The sequence below is a fragment of the Kitasatospora sp. NPDC088391 genome (genome assembly GCF_044753345.1).
GTDB lineage: Bacteria > Actinomycetota > Actinomycetes > Streptomycetales > Streptomycetaceae > Kitasatospora.
Map to the genome: position 1 here is coordinate 605589 of NZ_JBIVNB010000003.1, position 22689 is coordinate 628277.

Genomic DNA, 22689 nt, shown 5'->3' on the forward strand with positions numbered 1-22689 from the left:
CCGCATCCGCTGCGTGTCCCGACCATTCGGCGTCCCCGTTCCGATCACTCCCGGTATCGGGTTGGATGGGTGCATGAACGAGCAGACGAACGTCGTTCCGGCGTGGGAGCAGCGGTTCCGGGCGGCGCGGGTCTCGCTGCCCGAATGGGCGGACGAGGCACCTGACCGGGCGCTGTACGTGTCCAACGCCACCGGCACCTACGAGGTGTACGCGTGGGACCGGGCCACCGACGAGCACCGCCGGGTCACCGACCGCCGGAGCGGCACCACCGACGCCGAACTCGCCCCCGACGGCGAGTGGATCTGGTGGTTCGACGACACCGACGGCGACGAGTTCGGCGTCTGGCGCCGCCAGCCCTTCGCGGGCGGCCCCGACCTGGAGGCCGCCCCGGGCGTCCCCGCCGCCTACTCGGCCGGCCTGGCGCTCGGCCGCGACGGCACCGTGGTGGTCGGCACCTCCACCGACGACGAGGGCACCACCCTCCACCTGCTCCGCCCCGGCGCGGCCGAGCCCGAGGTGGTCTACCAGCACGCCGAGTACGGCGGCGTCGGCGACCTCTCGCACGACAGCGCCCTGCTGGCCGTCGACCACACCGAGCACGGCGACGCGATGCACTCGGCGATCCGGGTGCTGCGCCTGGCGGACGGCGCCACCGTCGCCGAACTGGACGAGGTCACCGGCCGCGCCGAGCCGCGCGGCGTCGCCTGCCTGGGCTTCGCCCCCGCCCCCGGCGACACCCGGCTGCTGGTCGCGCACCAGCGCCGCGGCCGCTGGGAGCCGATGCTCTGGGACGTCGCCACCGGCGCCGAGACCGAACTCGGCCTCCGCGACGAGCAGGGCCGGGAGTTCCCCGGCGACCTGTCCGCGCAGTGGCGGCCGGACGCCCGGGCGCTGTTGATCGAGCACGAGTACGAGGCCCGCTCGGAGCTGTTCTCCTACGACCTCGGCAGCGGCGCGCTGACCCGGCTGGACACCCCGCGCGGCACCGTCTCCGGCGCCACCGCCCGCCCCGACGGCACCGTCGAGTTCCTCTGGTCCTCGGCCGCCGAGCCGTCCGCGGTCCGCTCCACCTCCGGCGCGGTCGTGCTGCGCGCCCCCGGCCCGGTCCCGCCCGGCTCGGTCCCGGTCGAGGACGTCTGGGTGGAGGGCCCCGGCGGCCGGGTGCACGCGCTGGTCCAGCGCCCGGCCGGGGACGGCCCGCACCCCACCGTCTTCGAGGTGCACGGCGGCCCGACCCACCACGACAGCGACTCCTTCGCCGCCGGGCCGGCCGCCTGGCTCGACCACGGCTTCGCCGTCGTCCGGGTCAACTACCGCGGCTCCACCGGCTACGGGCAGGCGTGGACCGACGCCCTCACCGAGCGGGTCGGCCTGATCGAGCTGGAGGACATCGGCGCGGTCCGCGCCTGGGCGGTGGAGAGCGGCCTCGCCGACCCGGAGCGGCTGGTCCTCTCCGGCGGTTCCTGGGGCGGCTACCTCACCCTGCTCGGCCTCGGCACCCAGCCCGACCACTGGACGCTCGGCCTGGCCGCCGTCCCGGTCGCCGACTACCTGACCGCCTACGCCGACGAGATGGAGGCGCTGAAGTCCCTGGACCGCACGCTGTTCGGCGGCACCCCCGAGGAGGTCCCCGACCGCTGGCGGGCCTCCTCCCCGCTGACGTACGTCGAGCAGGTCAAGGCCCCGGTCTACATCTCGGCCGGCGTCAACGACCCGCGCTGCCCGATCCGGCAGATCGACAACTACGTCCACCGGCTGGAGGAGCTGGGCAAGGCCCACGAGGTCTACCGCTACGATGCCGGGCACGGTTCGCTCGTCGTCGACGAGCGGATCAAGCAGCTCCGGCTGGAGATCGACTTCGTCCGGCGCCACCTGGCGCCCGGGACCGTCCGATGACCGGTCGGCCGGCCGACGAGGGGAAGAACTGATGGGTGGGCGCGCCGTGCTGGCCGCCGCCGCGGTCTGCGTCGTACTGCTGACCGCCGCGGGCTGCTCCTCCGACCGCGACCGGCACGGCTGCGTGCAGGCCGCCGGCGCGCCCAACTCCGACACCGGGCTGACGGTGCTCGCCAAGAGCAAGAGCGGCGGCAGCAGTAGCAGCAGCGGCCGCAGTTCCAAGGGCTCCAGCGGCTCCGGCAGTTCCAGCGGCTCCGGCAGCAAGTCCAAGTCCACGTCCGGCGGCTCGAACAGCTCGGGGACCACCCCGCACTACACCGGCGGCACCACGGTGGTGCACCACTACCACCACCGCACCAGCGGCTCCACCCGCACCGACGACTACGTCGACGACTGCGGCAACCCGTCGCCCGCGCCCGGTTCGTTCGGCTCCTTCGACTCCTGCCCCACGCCGGGCGCGCCGCCGGTCACCGGCACCGCCGCCCCGACGGCGGGCGGGTCCGCCGCCCCGGCCGCCCCGCCGGTGCCCTGCGGCACCCCGAGTGCCCCGAGCACCCCGGGCGGGAAGCCCTCGGCCGGGCCCTCGGCGAAGCCGCTGCCCAGCCCGAGCAAGCGCTGACGGGGCGTCAGTCCAGGGCCGGGTCCAGTCCGAGGGCCCGGTCCTGGGCGGCCTCCGCCTCGCGGCGCACCAGCCGGAACCACATGAACACCACGAACCCGGCGAAGACGAACCACTCCAGCGTGTAGCCCAGGTTCTGGAACGCCCGCAGGCTCAGCCCGTCCCCGCCCTGTGGCTGCACCGTCGGCACCGCCGTCAGCCCCGCCGGGACGTCGTCCGCCGCCACCCAGCCGTCGTACACCGGGTACGGCAGCACGTTCACCAGCGTCGCCGGGTTGATCGTCCCCAGCTGCCCGGCCGGCAGGCCGCCCGCGACCGCGCCGCCGCTGCCGCTGTTCTCCGGCGCCTGCAGCCGGCCCGTCACGCTCACCTGCCCGCCCGGCACCTCGGGCGCCGTCCCGGGCCGGCCCGCCGCCCAGCCGCGCACCACGGCCACCGCCCGGCCCCCGTCGGTCAGCAGCGGCGTCAGCACGTAGTACCCCTGCCGCCCCTCCACCGTCCGGCCCGGCACCAGCAGCTGGTGCGCCCCGTCGTACGAGCCGGTCACCCGCACGGGGCTGCCCACCGTGTCCGTCCCGACCTTCGCCGCGCCGTCCGGCAGCACCGCCGCGAACGGCCGCACCTCGGCCTGCGCGGCCCCCGCCGCGGCCTTCCCGTTCTCCTGGTGCGTCGACACCCGCGACTCGAACCGCCCCAACTGCCACGTCCCGAGCATCAGGCAGACCACGATCGCCGCCACCGCGACGACCGTGCCGACGAGCCACCGCGGGCTGAACAGGAACCGGTACACCCCCCCACGGTAACCACACTTCACACCCGCGATTCCCGCCGGGTGGGCGCCCCGGCGGCGGCCTCTCTCCCTACCCGTCCCACACATGGGATAGTGTCCCTGATGTGAGAACCGATCCTTCCGGCGACGCCGACCACCGCCTCGCCGCCCGCCTCGCCGCGCTGCGCGCCGACCGCGGCTGGTCGCTCGACGACCTCGCCGCCCGCAGCGCCGTCAGCCGCTCCACCCTCTCCCGCCTGGAGCGCGCCGAACTGAGCCCCACCGCCGCCCAGTTGGGCCGCCTGTGCGCGGCGTACGGCCGGACGATGTCCCGGCTGCTGGCCGAGGTGGAGGCCGAGCCGCCGGGCCTGCTCCGGGCGGCCGAGCAGCCGGTCTGGCAGGACCGGGAGGCGGGGTTCTCCCGGCGCTCGGTCTCGCCGCCGCACCCGGGCCTGCGCGCCGAACTGGTCGAGGGCACTCTCCTCCCGGGGGCCACCGTGGCGTACGACGGGCCGCCCGTCCCCGGGCTGGAGCAGCACCTGTGGGTGCTGGAGGGCGCTCTGCGGCTGACCCTCGACGACGGCCCGCACGACCTCGCGCCGGGGGACTGCCTGCGCTTCCGGCTGTACGGCGGCTCCGAGTTCCACTGCCCCGGGCCGGAGCCGGTCCGCTACCTGGTCGCGGTGGTGCTGCCGTGAGCACCGACCTGCGCCTGCTCTCCGCCGACGGCCTGGACGCCCACCGCGACGGCCTCGCCGCCCTGCTGCTGGACGCCGTCGCCGACGGCGCCTCGGTCGGCTTCCTGGCGGCTGCCACCCGGCAGGAGGCCGCCGCCTGGTGGGCCTCGCTGCGCCCGTCGGTCGCGGACGGCAGCCGCCTGCTCTGGGTCGCCCGGGACGGCGCCGGCCGCGTGCTGGGGACGGTCGCGCTGGTCCGCGAGTCGAAGCCGAACGGCCGGCACCGGGCCGAGCTGGTGAAGCTGCTGGTGCACCGGGACGCCCGCGGCGCGGGCCTGGGCCGCCGCCTGCTGACGCACGCCGAGGACGCCGCCCGCGCGGCGGGCCTCACCCTGCTGCTGCTCGACACCCAGGCCGGCAGCCCCGCCGAGCACCTGTACCGGACGGCGGGTTGGACCCCGTTCGGCACCGTCCCGGGCCACGCCGCCACCCCGGACGGGGTGCTCGCCGACACCGCCCACTACTACAAGCAACTGCGCCCCTGAGTACCGGCGGGCATGGCAGGAAAGGTGGGGTCCGTGTCCTTGCTGCCACCTTCCGGCCCCGCCATCCTGGGAGGATGCAGACCCGCAGCGTCCTGATCGCCCTGTTCGACGGCGTGCAGAGCCTCGACGTCACCGGCCCGCTGGAGGTGTTCAGCGGCGGCGGCCCGGCGTACACCGTGACCACCGCCTCGCCCGGCGGGGCACCGGTCCGGGCGTCCAGCGGCCTGCGGATGCTGCCGGACGGGGACCTCGCGGCGGCCGGGCCGGTGCACACCCTGGTGGTGCCCGGCGGCAGCGGCGCGCGCCGACCGGGCACGGAACTGCCGCCCCGGCTGGCCGAGTTGGCGGCGGGCGCCGAGCGGGTGGTGTCGGTCTGCACCGGCACCTTCCTGCTCGCCGAGGCGGGCCTGCTGGCGGGCCGCCGGGTGACCACGCACTGGCGCCACGCCGCGGCACTGGCCGCCCGCCACCCGGAGCTGACGGTCGACCCGGAGCCGATCTGGGTCCGGGACGGGCGGTTCTTCTCCTCGGCGGGGGTGACGGCGGGCATCGACCTGTCGCTGGCCCTGGTCGAGCAGGACCTCGGTCGGGAGGCGGCGCTCGCGATCGCCCGCACCCTGGTGGTGTTCCTGCGCCGCCCGGGCGGGCAGGCCCAGTTCTCCACCCAGTTGTCGGCCCAGCTGGCCGAGCGGGACCGGCTGCGCGAGGTGCAGCGCTGGATCACCGAGCACCCGGAGGACGACCTCTCGGTGGAGGCGCTGGCCCGCCGGGCGGCCCTCTCGCCCCGGCAGTTCGCCCGGGTGTTCACGGCGGACGTCGGCGTCACCCCCGGCCGCTACGTGGCGAGCGCCCGCCTGGAGGCGGCCCGCCGCCGACTGGAGGACTCCCGCGACGGCGTCGAGCAGATCGCCCGCTCCTGCGGCTACGGCTCGGCCGAGGCGATGCGCCGGGCCTTCGCCAGGGCCCTCGCCACCACCCCGGCCGACTACCGCCGCCGCACCCGCTGACGCACCCGCCGCCGCACCCGCCGCCGCACCCGCTGACGGACCGTCACGGCCGTCGGCCCGTCACGGTCCCGCCGCCGTCAGCTCTGCGGCTGCTGGAACTCCGGCTGGTCGAGCAGCCGCAGCCAACTGCCGTCGGGCTGCTGCCGGACGACCTGGGCCCGGGCGCCGGTGCCGTCCTTCGGCGGGGTGGAGGTCAGCGCGATGCCGTCGGCGGCGAGCGTGGGCAGCGGCGGCTCGGGGGCGAACTGCGGGCGGTGCGCCAGCACCCGCTCCCAGAGCGCCTGGATCGCGGCCCGCCCGACGGTGAACTGCCCGGGCGGGTAGGCCATCACGGCGTGCTCCTCGTAGAGGGCGGCCACCCCGGCGGCGTCGCCCGCGTTGGAGCGCTCCACGAACAGCCGGGTCAGGTCCTCCGGCGCCATCGCCTTCTCGTACTCGCTCATTCCAGCCTCCGTGGTCCCGGTCGCTTCCTGTTCCTCCAGTCTTCCGCCGTTCCGATCAGAAATCCAACAGCTGGTTGTGCTCCGAGCTAGAATTCCTACTCATGGAACTGAGGCAGCTGGAGTACTTCCTCGCCGTCGCCGAGGAGCGCAACTTCACCCGCGCCGCCGAGCGGGTGCACATCAGCCAGTCCGGGGTCAGCGCCCAGATCCGGCAGCTGGAACGGGAGTTGGGCGCCGAGCTGTTCGACCGCTCGACCCGCGCCGTCACCCTCACCGTCGCCGGCAAGGCCGCCCTGGAACACGCCCGGCAGGCGCTGGCCGCCGCCCGCGCGGTCGGGCAGGCGGTCGGCGAGGTCACCGACCTGATCCGCGGCAGCCTGCGGATCGGCATGGTCGCGGGCTGCACCCTCACCCCGCTGTTCGACGGCCTGGCGGCCTTCCACCGGGCCCACCCCGGCGTCGAACTCGCCCTGCTGGAGGACGACTCCGAGCAGCTCACCGAGGCCGTCCGGACGGGCACCCTCGACCTGGCGCTGATCGGCCGCGCCGCCGACACCCCCGAGGGCCTGGACGCGCACACCGTGATCAGCGAACCCCTGGTCGCCGCCGTCCCGCCCGGCCACCCGCTGGACACCGGCGGCACCACGCTCGCCGCGCTCCTCGCCCACCCGCTGATCTGCATGCCGCCCGGCACCGGCCTGCGCACCGTCCTCGACCGCGGCTGCGCCGCCCGCGGCCTGACCCCGCGCATCGCCCTGCAGGCCACCGCCGCCGCCGCGATCGCCGACCTGGCGACCCGCGGCCTCGGCGTCGCCGTGCTCAGCCGCTCGATGGCCGCCGCGTTCCCGGCCCTGGTCCCCGTCCCCGTCACCGACCTGACCGTCCCGGCGCTGCTCGCCCTGGTCAACCGGCCGTCCCCGCCGCCGGCCCTGCGCGCGCTGCTCTCCGAACTGCGCCGCGCGTTCCACCTGCCGACCTGACGGAGGGCCGCCTCCCGGCGGCCCTCCGGTCCGCACCCGGCTAGTTCACGAAGGCCAGCTCGTGCGGCGTCCCGTTGAACCGCAGCCCGCCGTCCTCGGTGACCGTCACGATGTCCTCGATCCGGACGCCGAACCGGCCGGGCAGGTAGATCCCCGGCTCGATCGAGAAGCACATGCCGGGCACCAGCACCTGGGTCTCGCCCTCCACCATGTACGGCGGCTCGTGGGTGGTCAGCCCGATGCCGTGGCCGACCCGGTGCACGAAGTACTCGCCGTACCCGCCGTCGGTGATCACCTTGCGGGCGACCCGGTCGATCTCCTGGCAGGTCACCCCGGGCGCGACGGCGTCGAACGCGGCCTGCTGGGCGCGCCGCACCAGGTCGTGGACGGCCAGCACCTCGGCCGGCGGCTCGGTGCCGACGAAGACGGTCCGGGTGGTGTCGGAGCCGTAGCCCTCCTTCAGGCCGCCGAAGTCCAGCACCACGGTGTCGCCGTGCTGGATCACCCGGTCCCCGGCCTCGTGGTGCGGGTTGGCACCGTTCGGGCCGGACCCGACCACGGTGAAGTCGACCTGGCTGTGCCCGTGCTTCGTCAGCAGCGCGGCCAGGTCGGCGGCCACCTGGTTCTCGGTCCGCCCGGCGAACGGCACCCCCAGGATCTCCCCGTACGCCAGGTCGGCGGCCGCCCCGGCGGCGGCCAGCCGCTCCAACTCGTCGTGGTCCTTCACCGCCCGCAGCATCGGCAGCGCCGAGGTCAGCGAGGCGTACGAACTGCCGGGCAGCGCCTGCTGGAGGCCGAGCAGGTGCATCGCCCAGGCATTGTCGGAGATCCCGTACCGGCCGTCCGGGTCCAGGTACGGCGCGAGCGCCGCGTACGGGTCCTGGCCGTCGGTCCAGTCGGCCGTCCGGACGGCCTCCGCGCCCGGCGCCCGCTCGGCGTCCGGGCGCTCCAGCACCGGCACCAGTAGCACGGGTTCGACCCCGGCCGCGATCACCAGCGCGGTCAGGCGCTCGGTCATCGCGGTCGGCCGGTAGCCCGTCAGGTACTGCAGGTCGGGGCCGGGGGTGACGACCAGTCCGGTGAGCCCGGCGTCCGCGGCGGCGGTCGCGGCGCGGGCCATCCGGGCCTGGAAGTCGGCGGTGGTGAACGGCGCGGGCATGACGCTCCCTCGGGTCGGCGGCTCGGGTCGGGGGCTCGGATCGGGGCTCGGGTCAGCGGCCGGCGGTCGCGTAGTGGCGCAGGAACAGCGCCTCGACCTGGGCCATGTGCTGGATCTCGGACGGGTCGACGCTCTCGTTGGGCGCGTGGATCAGGCAGCGCGGCTCCTCCACGCCCATCAGGATGATCTCCGACTCCGGGTACTGCGCGGCCAGCACGTTGCACAGCGGGATCGAGCCGCCCTGCCCGAGGAAGGAAAGCGGTTTCCCGTACACCTCCCGCGCGGCCCGGTCGAGCGCCGCGTACGCCCGGCCGTCGGTGGCGGCCTCGAACGGCGAACCCTTCGACTCCGGCTCCACCGTGACCTGCGCGCCCCACGGCGCGGCCGCGACCAGGTGCGCGGTCAGCGCGTCCTGCGCGGCACCCGGGTCCATGCCGGGCGGCACCCGCAGGCTGACCCGGGCCCGGGCCGTGCCGGGGATCGCGGCGGCCGAGCCGACCACCGGCGCGCAGTCGATGCCCAGCACGGTGACCGCGGGACGGGCCCAGAGCCGGTCCGCGACCGTCCCGGAGCCGGTCAGCGCGACCCCGTCCAGCACCCCGGCGTCCGCCCGGAACTGCTGCTCGTCGTACCCGACGCCGCTCCAACTGCCGTCCGCGGCGAGGCCCTTGACCGCCGTCCCGCCGTCGGCGTCGCGCAGCGAGTCGAGCGTCCGGATCAGCGCGGCCAGCGCGTCCGGGGCGGGGCCGCCGAACATCCCGGAGTGCATGTCCGACTCCAGCGTCCGCACCGTGACCACCACGTTCGCCAGGCCGCGCAGCGAGGTGGTCGCGGTCGGCACCCCGACCGCCGCGTTGCCGGTGTCGCAGACCAGCAGCACGTCCGCGTGCAGGTCCTCGGGATGCTGCGGGACGTACGCCTCCAGGCCGCCGGTGCCCTGCTCCTCGGAGCCCTCGGCGACCAGCTTGATCCCGACCGGCAGGTCGTCGCCGAGCGCCCGCAGCGCGGTGAGGTGCATGACGACGTTGCCCTTGCAGTCCGCGGTGCCGCGCCCGTACCAGCGGCCGTCCCGCTCGGTCAGCTCGAACGGCGGGGTGGTCCAGGCGGCGTCGTCCAGCGGCGGCTGCACGTCGTAGTGGCAGTACAGCAGCACCGTCGGCGCGCCCGGCGGCGGCGGCCGGTGCCCGAGGACGGCGTGGCTGCCGTCCGGGGTCTCGACCAGCCGGACGTCGCGCAGGCCGGCGTCGGTGAACGCGGCGGCCACCCACTCGGCGGCCTCCCGGCAGCGCTCCGGCGGCTGCTGGCGCGGGTCGGCGACCGAGGGGATGGCGACCAGTTCGGCCAGGTCGGCCTTGGCCCGGGGCATCAGGGCCGCGATCCGCGCGGCGAGTTCGGTGTCGGTGGTCATCGGCGGCAGCTCCTCGGCGGTCCGTCAGTTCTTGACCGTGTCATCGGTCTTGTAGTCCTTGATCGTTTCCTGGTACTCGGGCAGTCGGTCCGGGCAGTAGACGCTCAGTACGATCGAACCGGCCGCGACCGTCCGGGCGTTGGCGATGATCGGCCGCTGCCCGGGGCCGCCCGCCCCGTTCGACAGCTGCACCCGCTGCAGCGCGCGGTTCAGCGCGCTGCCCGGGTCCGCGCACACCGCGCCGCCGTCGGTGCCCAGGGTCCGGGCGATCTGGCTGCGGTCCGGCGCCGGGTAGCCGGCCGCCTCCAGCTTGCCGATCAGCTCGTCGGCCTTCCGGTACGCCTCGTTGGTGGCGTGCTGCTGGGTGAAGCTCAGCAGGCCGACCACCGCCATGGCGACCAGCACCACGATCGCGCCGATGTAGATCCACCTGTGCTGGGAGGCCATCCGGGTGCTCATGCCGCCTCCGCCTCGATCGCCGCGGCCGCCGCCGGGTCGCGCCACTCCGGCTTGCTGGCCTTCAGGAACGCGAACGGGACGATCACGCCCAGCAGCAGCAGGCCGCCGCCGACGATCCCGATGTACGACCACACGCTGCCGCCGCCGAACTGCGAGGACGGCACGAAGCCGATCGCCATCGCCGCCGCCGAGGCCAGCAGGCCCACCACGCACAGCACGACCAGCGCCGGGGCCCGGTAGCCGCGCGGATGGTCCGGCTGGGTCTTCCGCAGCCGGATCGCGGCCGCGAACATCAGCAGGTAGACGATCAGGTACACCTGCGTGGTGATCACCGAGAAGATCCAGTACACGCTGGACACGTCCGGGATCAGCGCGTACATCAGCGCGATGGCGGTGGTCAGCACGCCCTGCGCGACCAGGATGTTCTGCTGGATGCCGTGCTTGTTCAGCTTCTGCAGCGACGGCGGCAGGTAGCCCTCCTGACGAGAGATCATCAGCAGGCCCTTCGACGGGCCGGCCAGCCAGGTCAGCATGCCGCCCAGCGAGGCCGCCACCAGGCCGACCGCGATCAGCGGCGTCAGCCAGCCGATGTGGAAGTACTGGAAGAACGCGTCGAAGGCCTGCATCACGCCCGCCGTCAGCGACAGCTGGTCGGCCGGCACCACCCAGCTGATCGCCAGCGCGGGCAGGATGAAGATCAGCAGCACCATGCCGACCGCCATGAACATCGAGCGCGGGAACTCCTTGCCCGGGTTCTTCAGCGAGGAGACGTGCACCGCGTTCATCTCCATGCCCGAGTAGCTCAGGAAGTTGTTGACGATCAGCACCAGGCTGGCCAGGCCCGTCCAGGCCGGCAGCAGGTGCCCGGTGTCCATCGGCGCCGCCGAGTCGTTGCCCTGCCCCAGGAACACGAAGCCCAGCAGCACCAGCAGCGCGCCCGGGATCAGCGTCCCGATGATCAGGCCCCAGGAGGCCAGACCGGCCACCGCGCCCGTCCCGCGCGAGGAGACCCACACGCCCGTCCAGTACAGGACCATGATCACGATCGCGGTGTAGAGGCCGTTGCTGGCCAGGCTCGGGTCCACCACGTACGCGATCGTGCTCGCCACGTACGCCAGCAGGCTCGGGTAGTAGAAGATCGTCATCGCGAACTGGCACCACACCGCGAGGAAGCCGAGCGGCTTCGACAGGCCCTGCGCCACCCAGTTGTAGACGCCGCCCTCCCAGCCCGAGGCCAGCTCCGCCGAGACCAGCGCCGTCGGCAGCAGGAACACGATCGCCGGCACCACGTACAGGAACACGCAGGCCAGCCCGTACACCGCCATCGTCGGCGAGGACCGCAGACTCGCCACCGAACTGGTCGTCATCAGCGCCAGCGTCACCCAGGTCATCCTCGGCGCGGCCACCGCCTTCGCCTTCGTCACCGCCACCGCCGCCGCCCCGCCCCCGGGCTCCGGCACCTCAGCCGCGCTCATCCACCAGCCTCCTCCGCCGGCCCCGCCCACCGGAGCCCACCCCTCCCACCCTCCGGCCCCCGGCCCCACCCCGCATCCGATAACCCGCCCCCTCCGCCCCCGACTCACCGGAACGGCCCAGCCTCCCCCCCTGACGGCCCATCAGCCGGGCCCGCCCCTCACCCCGTCGCGCCCCCGCCGTGGAACTCGCGGTGGTACGCCAGGAACTCCCGGCCGACCCGGTGCCGCGGCGCCTCCCGCAGCCGCCCGGTCTCCGCTCCGGTCGCGCGGTCCACCACGCCCAGCTCCGCGGTGACCGTGAACATCCCGAGGTCGAACAGCACGTGGTGGTTGGGGCAGAGGCAGAGCACGTTCCCCACCACGTCCGGCCCGCGGTGCGGCCGCCCCAGCGCCCGGATGTGCGCGCCCTCCGCGTAGCCCCCGTCCGGCGCCTCCAGCCGGACGCCGCACACCTGGCAGTGGAAGTCGTGCGCCCGCTTCACGTACTCCGCCACCGCGCCGTCCCGCAGCACCCGGGAGACCGCCCGCTCCACCCGGCTCGGCTCCGCCCGCCCCGCCGGCACCCGGTCGTCCTCCTCGTCCGCCGGCCGTGCTCCGGCGTCCGGCATCAGCCCCACCGGCACCTGGCCGTCGAAGTACCCGTCCACCACCCGGTCCGCCACCCGCATCCGGGCCGCCGGGTCCGCCGCCATCAACGCGTACACCTCGGGAACCAGCCCGCCCTGCGGATCGTGCTCGTCCAGCCAGGCCTTCGGCAGGCGGCCACGGGCCCGCGGAACCTCCTCGCCCGCCGGGCCGTGGACCTCCCACAGCCCCGACCCGCGCAGCCCCAGGAACGGGTACTCCGGCGTCGGGCCCGCCCCCTCCCGGTTGTACTCCGCGAGCACCTCCGCCAACTCCGCCCGCACCTCGTGCCAGCGCGTCAGCCGCTCCCGCCCCTCCGCCGCCCGCCGGATCGCCCACAGCAGCAGGATCGGCTGGTGCCGGCCCGGCAGCCCCTCCCGCCTGTTGACCCTGAGCCGCCCCGCCTTCGCGCAGATCTCCGCCACCTGAGCCGCCGTCACGCCCGCCCCTTCCGCCGGAAAACGAGGAAGGGCCCTGCCGGATTTCTCCGGCAGGGCCCTTGCCTGCACTTACGAAGTCGGGGTAGCGGGATTTGAACCCACGGCCTCTTCGTCCCGAACGAAGCGCGCTACCAAGCTGCGCTATACCCCGGTCCTGCTGTGTTGCTCTCCGTGTCCGGCGCAACGAGTAGAACTCTACAGGAGGTGGGGCCGGAGACGAAATCCGGTTTAGCGGCTGGTCGGGGTGAGGGTGAGGAGGGTGGCTTCGGGGGGGCAGGCGAAGCGGACGGGGGTGTAGCGGTTGGTGCCGCAGCCGGCGGAGACGTGGAGGTGGGAGCGGTGGCCGGCGGCGGTGTGGGTGGAGAGGCCCTTGACGCGGTCGGTGTCCAGGTCGCAGTTGGTGACGAGCGCGCCGTAGAAGGGGATGCAGAGCTGGCCGCCGTGGGTGTGGCCGGCCAGGATCAGCGGGTAGCCGTCGGCGGTGAAGGCGTCCAGCGAGCGGAGGTAGGGGGCGTGGACGACGGCGAGCGAGAGGTCGGCGTCCGGGTCGGGGCCGCCGGCGACCGCGGCGTAGTCGTCGTGGCGGATGTGCGGGTCGTCGAGCCCGGTGAAGGCGAGGTCGAGGCCGGCGACGGTGAGGCGGCCGCGGGCGTTGTTGAGGTTGAGCCAGCCGGCCTGGTCGAAGCCGTCGCGGAGCTTCTGCCAGGGGTTGTGGACGGCGCCGGTGATGCCGCGGCGGCCGGAGCCGTCGCGGTTATTGGTGCCGTGGGAGCCGGTGCGCAGGGCCTTGAGGTAGCGGGTGGGGCTCTTCGGGGTGGGCCCGTAGTAGTCGTTGGAGCCGAAGACGTAGACGCCGGGGAACTCCATCAGCGGCCCGAGCGCGTCCAGCACGGCGGGCACGCCCAGCGGGTCGGAGAGGTTGTCGCCGGTGTTGACCACCAGGTCGGGGCGGAGTCCGGCGAGGCTCTGCAGCCAGCGCCGCTTCTTCTCCTGCCCGAGGACCATGTGGATGTCGGACACCTGGAGGACCCGGATCGGGCGCGCCCCGGCGGGCAGCACCGGGACCTCGACCCGGCGGAGGCGGAACGAGCGCACCTCGTACCCGGCGGCGTAGACGAGACAGGCGGCACCGGTGGCGGCGACACCGAGCGGGACGGAGTACAGCGGTCGCATCGGTCCATGGTCTCAGACCGCCCGAACGGGCTCGGGGGAGGGCTGGGGTGACCTGGCGGTAAAGGAGCGGCGTCCGGGCGGGGCAGGTGCCAGAATCGGCGGCATGACGACGCTCAAGGAGCAGCTGCAGGAGGACCTCACGGCTGCCATCAAGGCACGCGACGAGCTGCGCTCGTCGACCATCAGGCTGACGCTGTCCGCCATCACCAGTGCGGAGGTGTCGGGCAAGCAGAAGAAGGAGCTGTCCGACGCCGAGGTGCTGCAGGTGATCGGCAAGGAGGCGAAGAAGCGCCGTGAGGCCGCGGAGGCCTTCGAGGGCGCGGGCCGGGCCGAGCAGGGCGCGCGGGAGCGTGCCGAGGGCGTGGTGCTGGACGCCTACCTGCCGCAGCAGCTGACGGACGGGGAGCTGGCCGGGATCGTGGCGGCCGCGGTCGCGGAGTCCGGGGCGAGCGGCCCGCAGGGCATGGGCGCCGTGATGAAGCTGGTCCGCCCGCAGGTCGAGGGCCGGGCGGACGGCGGCCGGGTGGCCGCCGCGGTGAAGGCCGCGCTGGCCGGCTGACGCCCCGTCGGCACAGAAGCAGGAGCAGGAGCAGAAGCAGGAGCAGAAGGACAGAAGAAGCCGCCCGCCCGGAGGGGAGTTCCTCCGTGCGGGCGGCTTCCGTGCGTGCGGTGACGGACCGTCAGCGGTGGCCGGGCTTGCCGGTGTTGCCGCCGATGATGCCGGGCGGGACGGTGAAGCCGCCGTTGTTGCCGCCGCCGATCGGCCAGCCGTTGCCGCCCTGGGCGTTGTCGCCCGAGGTGGGCGGGGTCGCGCCGTCGGTGGGCGGGGTGGTGGGCTGCTGCGGGACCGGGATGTTGACGGTCTGGAAGCGGGTGATGGGGCTGCCGTCCAGGGCGTTGTTCATGGCCTGCTGCCAGATCGGGCCGGGGCCGTCGGCGCCGTAGACCGCGGCGCGGTACCGGCCGCCGATGGTGATCTTCTTCATCGAGACGTTGCCGCCGACGCCGCCCATCCAGACCGAGGTGGAGAGCGAGGGGGTGTAGCCGGTGAACCAGGCGGCGTAGCGCTCGTCGGTGGTGCCGGTCTTGCCGGCGATCTGGCGGCCGTCGTCCAGGCCGAGGGCGGAGCCGGTGCCCTTCTCGGTCACGCCGAGCAGCAGGGTGTTGACGCCGTCCGCGGTGGTCTGGGACATCACCTGGTTGCAGTTGGCCTTCGGCACGTCGAGCTTCTTGCCGTCCGAGGCGACCACCGAGGTGAGGGCGACCGGCGCGCAGTAGAGGCCGCGGGCGGCGAACGCCGCGTACGCGGTGGCCATCTGCAGCGGGCTGACCTCCTGGGTGCCGAGCACCATGGAGGGGAGTTCCTGGAGCGGCTTGCCGTTGGCCAGGGTGCCCAGGCCGAGCTTGTCGGACATCTGCTTCATCGGGCAGAGGCCGACCTGCTCCTCCAGTTGGATGAAGTAGGTGTTGACCGACTTCTGCATGGCGACCTGGAGGCTGTACGGGCCCTGCTCGTCGGGGCTCTCGTTGGTCAGCGGCTGGGGGTCGTAGACCGGGCCGTTGCAGGTCGTCATCCGGGGGTAGGTCATCTTGTTCGGCGAGGGGTACTCCTGGGTGATCGGAGTCCCGTTCTCCAGCGCCGCCGCCGCCATGATCGGCTTGAAGTTCGAGCCGGGGGAGAAGCCGCTGCCGCCGCCCATCGAGGAGCCGACGTTCAGGTTGAGGACGGTCTGCTTCTTGCTCTCGTCCAGGCCGTACGGGCGGGTCTGCGCCATCGCGAGGATCTCGCCGGTGCCGGGCTTGACCATGGTGCCGGCCGCCGAGACCGGGTCGTTGACGAAGACCTTCTTGGTGACGGCGTCGTACATGGCGCGCTGCTTGTCGGGGTCGATCGTGGTGTAGACCTTCAGACCGCCCTGGGACCAGAGCTTCTGCCGCTCCGCCGAGGTCTTGCCGAACGCCGGGTCCTGCTTGATGACGTGGCGGACGTAGTCGCAGAAGAAGCCCATGCCGTTCTGCGCGGTGATGCAGCCGTTCTGCGGCTCGACGTACTTGATGCCGAGCGGCGCGGCGAGCGCGGCCTTGGCGTCCTCCGGCGAGATGTGCTTGAACTCCAGCATCTTGTTGATCACCGTGTTGCGGCGGGTCTGCGCCGCCTGCGGGTGGGCGATCGGGTCGTACGCCGTGGGGTTCTGCACCAGGCCGGCCAGCATCGCGGCCTCGGCGATGGTGAGGTCCTTGGCGCTCTTGCCGAAGTAGCGGTTCGAGGCGGACTCGATGCCGTACGACTGGTGGCCGTAGAAGGTGATGTTCAGGTAGTTGGTGAGGATCTGGTCCTTGCTCAGGTCCTCCTCCAGCTTGACGGCGTACTTGAGCTCCTGGATCTTGCGGCCGAGGCTCTTCTTGGTGGCTTCCAGGAACGCGTTCTGGTCGTCGCCGGCCTGCTCCACGAAGACGTTCTTCACGTACTGCTGGGTGAGCGTGGAGGCGCCCTGGGCGGCGGTGCCGGCCTCGGCGTTCTTGGTGGCGGCGCGCAGCACGCCCTTGAGGTCGACGGCGCCGTGCTCGTAGAAGCGGGCGTCCTCGATGTCGACCTGGGCGTGGCGGATGGTCGGGCCCATCTGCTCGGCCGTCAGGATGGTGCGGTCGCGGTCGTAGACCTTCGCGATCAGACCGCCCTTGGCGTCGTAGATCATCGACGCCTGGGAGAGCGTCGGCGTCTTGAAGTCGTCCGGGATGTTGTCGAACGACTCCGCGGTGTCCTTGGCGGTCAGGCCGAACGCGCCGACGGCGGGCAGGGCCATTCCGGCGACCAGGATGCCGGCCAGCACGGAGCCGCCCAGGAGCTTGACGCCGAGCCCCGCCTTGTCCAGTAGGGAGTCCGTGGATCGCGAAGGTGCCATGGGGAGAACCCTACGTCGCGGAATCCCGTACAGGGGGGCAGGTGTTCGCCTACCCTTGTCACAGAACTGCGACAGCTTCGTTCTGTGCATCGTCATCACTCTTGTGAGTGATGAGCTTTGTCCGTTTCGCGGCATTGTGACCACTTTGCCGGCGTGTGCGCGGCGGGCTGTCGTGGCGCACCGTGACGAAAGCGCACCAATCGACCCCGGCAAGGCCCCCGACCTGCGATCACTCCAACGAGTGAGCTGTTGGACACCCATAGTCCGATCGGGTCATTCGAGATTGGGCATACAGGGGCTGTTGCGCCGTGCCGTTCTTCCGTAACGTCCTCAACTGGCAGCGGTGAATATGCCGTTGCCGCCGTGGGGGAGCCCCGAATCGGGAGAGGACGGCGCCGGAATGGGCTGGGTGGACGACTGGAGCGCGCTGGCGGCCTGCCGCACGAGCGATCCGGATGAACTGTTTGTGCAGGGGGCGGCGCAGAACCGTGCCAAGGCGGTCTGCAGCGGCTGCCCCGTGCGGACCGAATGCCTCGCGGACGCGCTCGACAACCGGGTCGAGTTCGGTGTCTGGGGCGGGATGACGGAGCGCGAGCGGCGGGCGCTGCTGCGCCGACGGCCGACGGTGGGCTCCTGGCGCCGGCTGCTGGAGACCGCGCGGACGGAGTACGAGGAGTCGCTGGCGACCGGGGTGATCCTCCGGGACTACGCCCAGGCGGGCTGACGGTCCGTCAACCAGTGCTCGGAGCAGTGGCGGTGGGTGGGCCGTCGGTGCGCTCGGTGGGGGAGCCGAGTCGGTCGCCGATGGCCCGCAGGCCGTCCAGGTCGTGGACGTCTCCGGGCAGGGCGGGCACCTCGACGATCGGGACGTCCGGGTAGACCGAGACGAAGCGGTCGCGGGTGCGCCGTTCCCGCGCCATGACCTGCATCCGTTCGGCGTGCAGGCGGAGCAGTCCGGCGGCCAGCGTCTCGGCCTCGACGCCCGCGGCCTGGGTGCCGTTCTCCTCCAGCGCCTCGGCGGCGGCCAGCGCGCGCTCCGGGGTGAGCTGCGGGGCACCGGTGGAGTGGACCCGGTTGAGCACCAGCCCGGCCAGCGGCATGGCGTCCGCGGCGAGCCGGTCGACGAAGTAGGCGGCCTCGCGCAGCGCGTCCCGCTCGGGCGCGGCGACCACCAGGAACGCGGTGTCCTCGGCCTTCAGCAGCTGGTAGGTGCGGTCGGCGCGCTCCCGGAAGCCGCCGAACATCGAGTCCATCGCGGAGACGAAGGTCTGGACGTCGGTGAGCAGTTGGGCGCCGAAGATCTTCCCGAGGGTGCCGGTGAGCATCCCCATGCCGACGTTCAGGAACTTCATCGCGGACCGCCCGCCGACCTTCGCCGGGGCGGTCAGCAGCCGGATCACCCGGCCGTCCAGGAAGGAGCCGAGCCGGCTGGGGGCGTCCAGGAAGTCCAGTGCGGAGCGGGACGGCGGGGTGTCGACGACGATCAGGTCCCAGCGGTCCTCGGCCCGGAGCTGGCCGAGCTTCTCCATCGCCATGTACTCCTGGGTGCCCGCGAACCCGGCCGACAGCGACTGGTAGAACGGGTTCTCCAGGATCGCCTTGGCCCGGCCGGGCTCCGCGTGGGTCAGCACGACCTCGTCGAAGGTCCGCTTCATGTCCAGCATCATCGCCTGGAGTTCGCCCTCGCCGGTGGTGCCCTTGACCACCCGCGGGGTGTTGTCCAGCTCGGTCAGGCCCATCGACTGGGCCAGCCGGCGGGCCGGGTCGATGGTCAGCACCACGACCCGGCGGCCGCGCTCGGCGGCCCGCAGGCCGATCGCCGCGGCGGTGGTGGTCTTGCCGACGCCGCCGGAGCCGCAGCACACCACGATCCGGGTCGCCGGGTCGTCGATCAGCGCGTCGACGTCCAGCCCGGCCGTGCCCCCGTCCGCCGCCGTGCCTCCGTCCGCCGCCCTGCCCTTGCCCGCCGTCATGCCGCTCCCTGTCGTCACGCCGCGCCCTGCCGCTTCAGCTCGCCCGCCAGCCGGTACAGCCCGGCCAGGTCCACGCCCTCGCCCAGCAGTGGCAACTCGTAAGTGGGGAGCCGCAGTTGCTGCAGGTCGACGCGCTGGGCGCGTTCCAGTTCGACCCGTTCGGCGTGCTCCCTGGCCTGTTCCAGCAGCGGGTCGAGCAGCGGCTCCACGGTGGCCCGCACCGTCTCCGGCTTGCGCGAGCGCCCGCCCAGCCCGGCCTCGCCGAGGGCCGCCGCCACCGCCTCGCGGTGGTCGCCGTCCGCCGCCGCGACCGCCGCCGCGTCCAGTATCGGCGGGCGCACCATGTTGACCAGCACCCCGCCGACCGGCAGGCCGGCCTCGCGCAGGTCGGCGATCCCGTCCACCGTCTCCTGCACCGGCATCTCCTCCAGCAGGGTGGTGAAGTGCACGGCCGTCTCCGGCGAGCGCAGCACCCGCATCACGGCCTGCGCCTGGGTGTGGATCGGGCCGATCCGGGCCAGGCCGGCCACCTCGGAATTGACGTTCAGGAAGCGGGTCAGCCGGCCGGTCGGCGGGGCGTCCATCACCACCGCGTCGTAGCGCCGCCGCCCGTCCGGGCCCTTGCGGCGGGCCGCCTCGCAGGCCTTGCCGGTGAGCAGCACGTCCCGGACGCCGGGGGCGATGGTGGTGGCGAAGTCGACGAAGCCGACCTTCTGCAGGGCCTTCCCGGCCAGGCCCAGCTTGTAGAACATCTCCAGGTACTCCAGCAGCGCCTGCTCGGTGTCGATCGCCAGCGCGTGCACCTCGCCGTGGCCCTTGCCGGGCAGTCCGAGCTGAGCCGGCGTCACGGTGGCGATCCGGCGCTCCTCGTAGGGCAGTGCGGCGATCCGGAACAGCTCGGCGACGCCCTGTCGGCCCTCCACCTCGATCAGCAGCACCCGGCCGCCCTCGGCGGCCAGCGCCAGCGCCAGCGCGGCGGCCAGCGTGGTCTTGCCGGTGCCGCCCTTCCCGCTGACCACGTGCAGCCGGACGCCCTCCCAGTCCGGCTCCGGCCGCGACGCCCGCCCGGTCGGCTCCGCCGTGCCGCTGCTGCCCGCCACGCCCGCTCTCCGTCCGTCGCTGTCCGTCGCTGCCCGTCGCCGCCGGCGGTCGTCCGCCGTCGTCCGCGGGGTGCCCGGGGGCACTCCTCACCGCGAGGGTAACCAGCGCGCGGGCCGGATGCCGGGAGCATCCCGACGACCCCGGCGAATCGTGCCCCCTTTGTGCGCCACCTCACACCGGCGCGGGCGGCTAGAGTCACCCCCATGACCAAGTGGGAATACGTCACCGTGCCGCTCCTCGTGCACGCGACCAAGCAGATCCTCGACACCTGGGGCCAGGACGGCTGGGAGCTCGTCCAGGTCGTCCCCGGGCCGAACCCGGAGCAGCTCGTCGCGTACCTGAAGCGGGAGAAGGAGTAGTCGTGGGCCAGGTCGAGCAGAAGCTCGCCGAGCTCGGGCTGACGCTGCCCGAGGTCGCCGTCCCGGTCGCCGCGTACGTTCCGGCGCTGCGCACCGGCCACTACGTGATGACCTCCGGCCAGCTGCCGATGGTCGCCGGGAAGCTCCAGCTGACCGGCAAGGTCGGCGCCGAGGTCACCCCCGAGGAGGCCAAGGAGCTGGCGCAGGTCTGCGCGCTGAACGCGCTGGCCGCGATCAAGTCCGTGGTCGGCGACCTGGACAAGGTCGAGCAGGTCGTCAAGGTGGTCGGCTTCGTCGCCTCCGCCCCCGACTTCACCGGCCAGCCCGCCGTGGTCAACGGCACCAGCGAGCTGCTGGGCCGGGTCTTCGGCGAGCAGGGCGTGCACGCCCGCAGCGCCGTCGGCGTGGCGGTGCTGCCGCTGGACGCCCCCGTCGAGGTCGAGCTGATGGTCCGGGTCCGGGACTGATTCCCGGACGTTCCCGAGGGCCCGTCGCCGTTCGCGGTGGCGGGCCCTTCGCGCGCGTCCCTTGCGGAGCGGGGCCGCCGGGCGCGGGCGGGGCGGTGGTTCCGGTCCGGGCGAACGGCCGTTAACATCCGTGGGCATGCCGCAGATGCCGCCTTCCTGGCCCGCCCGAATCCGCGCCCTGACCGCCGGCGAGCTGGTCCCGCTCCCGGCCAAGCCGTCCGCCACGGTGGTGCTGCTGCGCGAGGGCGCGGCCGGTCCGGAGGCGTACCTGCTGCGCCGCCGCAGCACGATGGCCTTCGCCGGCGGCATGTACGCCTACCCGGGCGGCGGGGTCGACCCGCGGGACCGCGAGGTGCGCCCGCCGTGGGCCGGTCCGTCGACCGGGGAGTGGGCCGAGCGCCTCGGGGTGGACGAGGCCACCGCCTGCGCGGTGGTGTGCGCCGCCGTCCGGGAGACCTTCGAGGAGGCCGGGGTGCTGCTGGCCGGGCCGGACGACCGGACGCTGGTCGAGCCCCGCGACTGGGCGGCCGAGCGGGCCGCGCTGGAGTCCCACGAGCTGTCGCTGGCCGAGTTCCTGACGGAGCACCGGCTGGTGCTGCGCAGCGACCTGCTGGCGGCCTGGGCCCGCTGGGTCACCCCGGAGTTCGAGGAGCGCCGCTTCGACACCTGGTTCTTCGTCGCCGCGCTGCCGCCCGGCCAGGCCGCCGCCGACACGGTGGGCGAGGCCGACCGGGTGGCCTGGCTGACGCCCGCCGACGCGGTCGCGGGCTTCGCCGCGGGCGAGTTCGGGATGCTGCCGCCGACCGTCACGGTGCTGCGCGAACTGCTGCCGGTGCGGACCGCGGCCGAGGCGCTGGACGCCGCCGCGGGGCGGAAGGTCGAACCGGTGCTGGGACGGGCCGAGCTCGACGGCGATCGCATGACAGTGCGCTGGTCAGGGTATGACGAGCTGACTATCGACGGAGTCTTTCCGGCGTGAGAACCTACCCCCGGAAGATCGGCCGGACGGCTCCGGCACCGGTCCTTCCCGGGGGCGGGGCACGCCCCCGGAACCCGTACCCACACTGTCCCGAACAACCCGGAAGGAGACCTCCGATGACCCACAACGACGTGGCTCGCCGGACCTCGGCCATGCCCGCCCGCACCGTCACCCCGCGCGCCGCCGCCTGCGACGGCACCGCGCCCGGTGAGGGCACCCGCGCCCTCGTCCGCGACCTGACCAGGTCGCTGGTCCGCCCGCTGCCGTCGCGGCGGCTGAGCCGGGCCGAGGCGGACGCCGCGTGAGCGGACGGAGCGGGCTCAGCACCATGAGGTGCGCATGAGCGGTCTGCTTCCCGGGGACCCCGCCGACACGGTCGGCGGGGTCGCCACCCCGCGCGCCCGGTGCGTGCTCGCGCCCAACCCGTCCGCGATGACGCTGGACGGCACCAACACCTGGCTGCTCTCCGAGCCCGGCTCCGACCTCGCCGTCGTGGTCGACCCGGGCCCGCTCGACGAGACCCACCTGCGACGGGTCGTCGACACCGCCGAGCGGCAGGGCAAGCGGATCGCCCTCACCCTGCTCACCCACGGGCACGCCGACCACGCGGAGGGCGCGGCCCGGTTCGCCGAGCTGACCGGCACCGCCGTCCGGGCGCTCGACCCGGCGCACCGCCTCGGCTCGGAGGGCCTGCGCGGCGGCCAGCGGCTCGACGTCGGCGGGCTCGACCTGCGGGTGGTCGCCACGCCCGGGCACACCGCGGACTCGCTGACCTTCCACCTGCCCGCCGACGGCGCGATCCTCACCGGCGACACCGTGCTGGGCCGCGGCACCACGATGGTCGCGCACCCCGACGGGCGCCTCGGCGACTACCTGGACTCGCTGCGCCGCCTGCACACGATGGCCGCCGAGCACGGCGTCCGGACGGTGCTGCCCGGCCACGGCCCGGTCCTCGCGGACGCACTCGGCGCCGTCGACTACTACCTCGCGCACCGCGCCTCCCGGCTGGCCCAGGTCGAGACGGCGGTCGAGGCCGGCTGCCGCACCGCGGAGCAGGTCGTCGCCCGGGTCTACGCGGACGTCGACCCCGCGCTGTGGCCGGCGGCCGAGCTCTCGGTCCGCGCCCAGCTGATGTACCTGGAGGACCACGGCCTGATCTGAGGCCGGTGCCGGACGTGCCGCGAGGCCGCGCGGAGGGCAGTGGCCTGCCGTTCCGCGCGGCCTCGCGGCGC

Annotated in this window: 24 protein-coding genes and 1 tRNA gene; 13 read left to right on the forward strand and 12 right to left on the reverse strand. The window is 73.9% G+C overall.

The features are described from left to right. The first annotated feature begins 73 nt into the window (after positions 1-73). Both ACIQBJ_RS11435 and ACIQBJ_RS11440 read left to right on the forward strand, forming a co-directional pair. Entirely contained in the window at positions 74-1897 is a 1824-nt protein-coding gene (locus ACIQBJ_RS11435; protein ID WP_400707340.1) for a S9 family peptidase, read from the forward strand. Positions 1898-1928: 31 nt separating this feature from the next. Then, a complete protein-coding gene (locus ACIQBJ_RS11440) occupies positions 1929-2516 on the forward strand; it encodes a hypothetical protein (RefSeq protein ID WP_400707343.1) in 588 nt (195 codons plus the stop codon). Between the two features lie 7 nt (positions 2517-2523). On the opposite strand, the gene ACIQBJ_RS11445 is transcribed toward ACIQBJ_RS11440, so the two are convergent. Beyond that, a complete protein-coding gene (locus ACIQBJ_RS11445; protein WP_400707346.1) occupies positions 2524-3306 on the reverse strand; it encodes an SURF1 family protein in 783 nt (260 codons plus the stop codon). Positions 3307-3410: 104 nt separating this feature from the next. On the opposite strand from ACIQBJ_RS11445, the gene ACIQBJ_RS11450 reads away from it, so the two are divergent. The 3 genes from ACIQBJ_RS11450 to ACIQBJ_RS11460 all read left to right on the forward strand — a co-directional run bounded on the left by ACIQBJ_RS11450 (position 3411) and on the right by ACIQBJ_RS11460 (position 5514). Beyond that, complete coding sequence (locus tag ACIQBJ_RS11450; protein ID WP_400707349.1) at positions 3411-3983, forward strand: helix-turn-helix domain-containing protein; 573 nt, start codon at positions 3411-3413, stop codon at positions 3981-3983. Beyond that, positions 3980-4507 (forward strand): GNAT family N-acetyltransferase, encoded by a 528-nt coding sequence (locus ACIQBJ_RS11455; RefSeq protein WP_400707352.1) that lies wholly within the window; start codon positions 3980-3982, stop codon positions 4505-4507. The genes ACIQBJ_RS11450 and ACIQBJ_RS11455 overlap by 4 nt, the downstream gene beginning before the upstream one ends. 74 nt (positions 4508-4581) lie before the next feature. Beyond that, on the forward strand, positions 4582-5514 hold the full coding sequence (locus tag ACIQBJ_RS11460) for a GlxA family transcriptional regulator (protein ID WP_400707355.1): 933 nt from the start codon (positions 4582-4584) through the stop codon (positions 5512-5514). A 77-nt stretch (positions 5515-5591) separates the two neighbouring features. On the opposite strand, the gene ACIQBJ_RS11465 is transcribed toward ACIQBJ_RS11460, so the two are convergent. Beyond that, positions 5592-5957: a YybH family protein gene (locus tag ACIQBJ_RS11465; RefSeq protein ID WP_400707358.1), complete on the reverse strand. Its 366-nt coding sequence runs from the start codon at positions 5955-5957 to the stop codon at positions 5592-5594. A gap of 101 nt (positions 5958-6058) precedes the next feature. Between ACIQBJ_RS11465 and ACIQBJ_RS11470 the strand changes: the two genes are divergently transcribed. Further along, positions 6059-6937: a LysR family transcriptional regulator gene (locus ACIQBJ_RS11470; protein WP_400707361.1), complete on the forward strand. Its 879-nt coding sequence runs from the start codon at positions 6059-6061 to the stop codon at positions 6935-6937. 40 nt (positions 6938-6977) lie between these two features. Here ACIQBJ_RS11470 and ACIQBJ_RS11475 read toward each other — a convergent pair whose 3' ends face one another. The 7 genes from ACIQBJ_RS11475 to ACIQBJ_RS11505 all read right to left on the reverse strand — a co-directional run bounded on the left by ACIQBJ_RS11475 (position 6978) and on the right by ACIQBJ_RS11505 (position 13675). After that, complete coding sequence (locus tag ACIQBJ_RS11475; protein WP_400707364.1) at positions 6978-8096, reverse strand: aminopeptidase P family protein; 1119 nt, start codon at positions 8094-8096, stop codon at positions 6978-6980. 52 nt (positions 8097-8148) lie between these two features. Further along, the gene (locus ACIQBJ_RS11480; RefSeq protein WP_400707367.1) at positions 8149-9504 is read right to left on the reverse strand and encodes a dipeptidase; all 1356 of its coding nucleotides are present in this window, start codon (positions 9502-9504) and stop codon (positions 8149-8151) included. A 24-nt stretch (positions 9505-9528) separates the two neighbouring features. After that, positions 9529-9963 (reverse strand): hypothetical protein, encoded by a 435-nt coding sequence (locus ACIQBJ_RS11485; protein WP_400707370.1) that lies wholly within the window; start codon positions 9961-9963, stop codon positions 9529-9531. Further along, positions 9960-11438, reverse strand: coding sequence for an APC family permease (locus ACIQBJ_RS11490; protein WP_400707373.1), 1479 nt, complete (start codon positions 11436-11438; stop codon positions 9960-9962). The genes ACIQBJ_RS11485 and ACIQBJ_RS11490 overlap by 4 nt, the downstream gene beginning before the upstream one ends. 158 nt (positions 11439-11596) lie before the next feature. Beyond that, on the reverse strand, positions 11597-12502 hold the full coding sequence (locus ACIQBJ_RS11495; RefSeq protein ID WP_400707376.1) for an HNH endonuclease: 906 nt from the start codon (positions 12500-12502) through the stop codon (positions 11597-11599). A gap of 77 nt (positions 12503-12579) precedes the next feature. After that, positions 12580-12653, reverse strand: a tRNA-Pro gene (locus ACIQBJ_RS11500). A 77-nt stretch (positions 12654-12730) separates the two neighbouring features. Then, the gene (locus tag ACIQBJ_RS11505) at positions 12731-13675 is read right to left on the reverse strand and encodes a metallophosphoesterase (RefSeq protein WP_400707379.1); all 945 of its coding nucleotides are present in this window, start codon (positions 13673-13675) and stop codon (positions 12731-12733) included. A gap of 103 nt (positions 13676-13778) precedes the next feature. Here ACIQBJ_RS11505 and ACIQBJ_RS11510 point away from each other — a divergent pair, with 103 nt between their 5' ends. Then, positions 13779-14234 (forward strand): GatB/YqeY domain-containing protein, encoded by a 456-nt coding sequence (locus ACIQBJ_RS11510; RefSeq protein ID WP_400707381.1) that lies wholly within the window; start codon positions 13779-13781, stop codon positions 14232-14234. Positions 14235-14355: 121 nt separating this feature from the next. Here ACIQBJ_RS11510 and ACIQBJ_RS11515 read toward each other — a convergent pair whose 3' ends face one another. After that, on the reverse strand, positions 14356-16578 hold the full coding sequence (locus ACIQBJ_RS11515; protein ID WP_400707383.1) for a transglycosylase domain-containing protein: 2223 nt from the start codon (positions 16576-16578) through the stop codon (positions 14356-14358). 400 nt (positions 16579-16978) lie between these two features. On the opposite strand from ACIQBJ_RS11515, the gene ACIQBJ_RS11520 reads away from it, so the two are divergent. Next, a complete protein-coding gene (locus tag ACIQBJ_RS11520; protein ID WP_400707385.1) occupies positions 16979-17302 on the forward strand; it encodes a WhiB family transcriptional regulator in 324 nt (107 codons plus the stop codon). A gap of 7 nt (positions 17303-17309) precedes the next feature. On the opposite strand, the gene ACIQBJ_RS11525 is transcribed toward ACIQBJ_RS11520, so the two are convergent. Both ACIQBJ_RS11525 and ACIQBJ_RS11530 read right to left on the reverse strand, forming a co-directional pair. Then, positions 17310-18551: an ArsA family ATPase gene (locus ACIQBJ_RS11525; protein WP_400708131.1), complete on the reverse strand. Its 1242-nt coding sequence runs from the start codon at positions 18549-18551 to the stop codon at positions 17310-17312. A gap of 14 nt (positions 18552-18565) precedes the next feature. Continuing rightward, the gene (locus tag ACIQBJ_RS11530; protein WP_400708133.1) at positions 18566-19576 is read right to left on the reverse strand and encodes an ArsA-related P-loop ATPase; all 1011 of its coding nucleotides are present in this window, start codon (positions 19574-19576) and stop codon (positions 18566-18568) included. Positions 19577-19855: 279 nt separating this feature from the next. Here ACIQBJ_RS11530 and ACIQBJ_RS11535 point away from each other — a divergent pair, with 279 nt between their 5' ends. The 5 genes from ACIQBJ_RS11535 to ACIQBJ_RS11555 all read left to right on the forward strand — a co-directional run bounded on the left by ACIQBJ_RS11535 (position 19856) and on the right by ACIQBJ_RS11555 (position 22618). Continuing rightward, a complete protein-coding gene (locus ACIQBJ_RS11535; protein WP_014136749.1) occupies positions 19856-20011 on the forward strand; it encodes a DUF4177 domain-containing protein in 156 nt (51 codons plus the stop codon). A 2-nt stretch (positions 20012-20013) separates the two neighbouring features. Then, positions 20014-20478, forward strand: coding sequence for a RidA family protein (locus ACIQBJ_RS11540; RefSeq protein ID WP_400707387.1), 465 nt, complete (start codon positions 20014-20016; stop codon positions 20476-20478). A gap of 136 nt (positions 20479-20614) precedes the next feature. Further along, a complete protein-coding gene (locus tag ACIQBJ_RS11545; RefSeq protein ID WP_400707390.1) occupies positions 20615-21457 on the forward strand; it encodes an NUDIX hydrolase in 843 nt (280 codons plus the stop codon). 116 nt (positions 21458-21573) lie between these two features. Continuing rightward, complete coding sequence (locus ACIQBJ_RS11550; RefSeq protein ID WP_400707392.1) at positions 21574-21762, forward strand: hypothetical protein; 189 nt, start codon at positions 21574-21576, stop codon at positions 21760-21762. 34 nt (positions 21763-21796) lie between these two features. Next, the gene (locus ACIQBJ_RS11555) at positions 21797-22618 is read left to right on the forward strand and encodes an MBL fold metallo-hydrolase (RefSeq protein WP_400707395.1); all 822 of its coding nucleotides are present in this window, start codon (positions 21797-21799) and stop codon (positions 22616-22618) included. Positions 22619-22689: the final 71 nt, after the last annotated feature.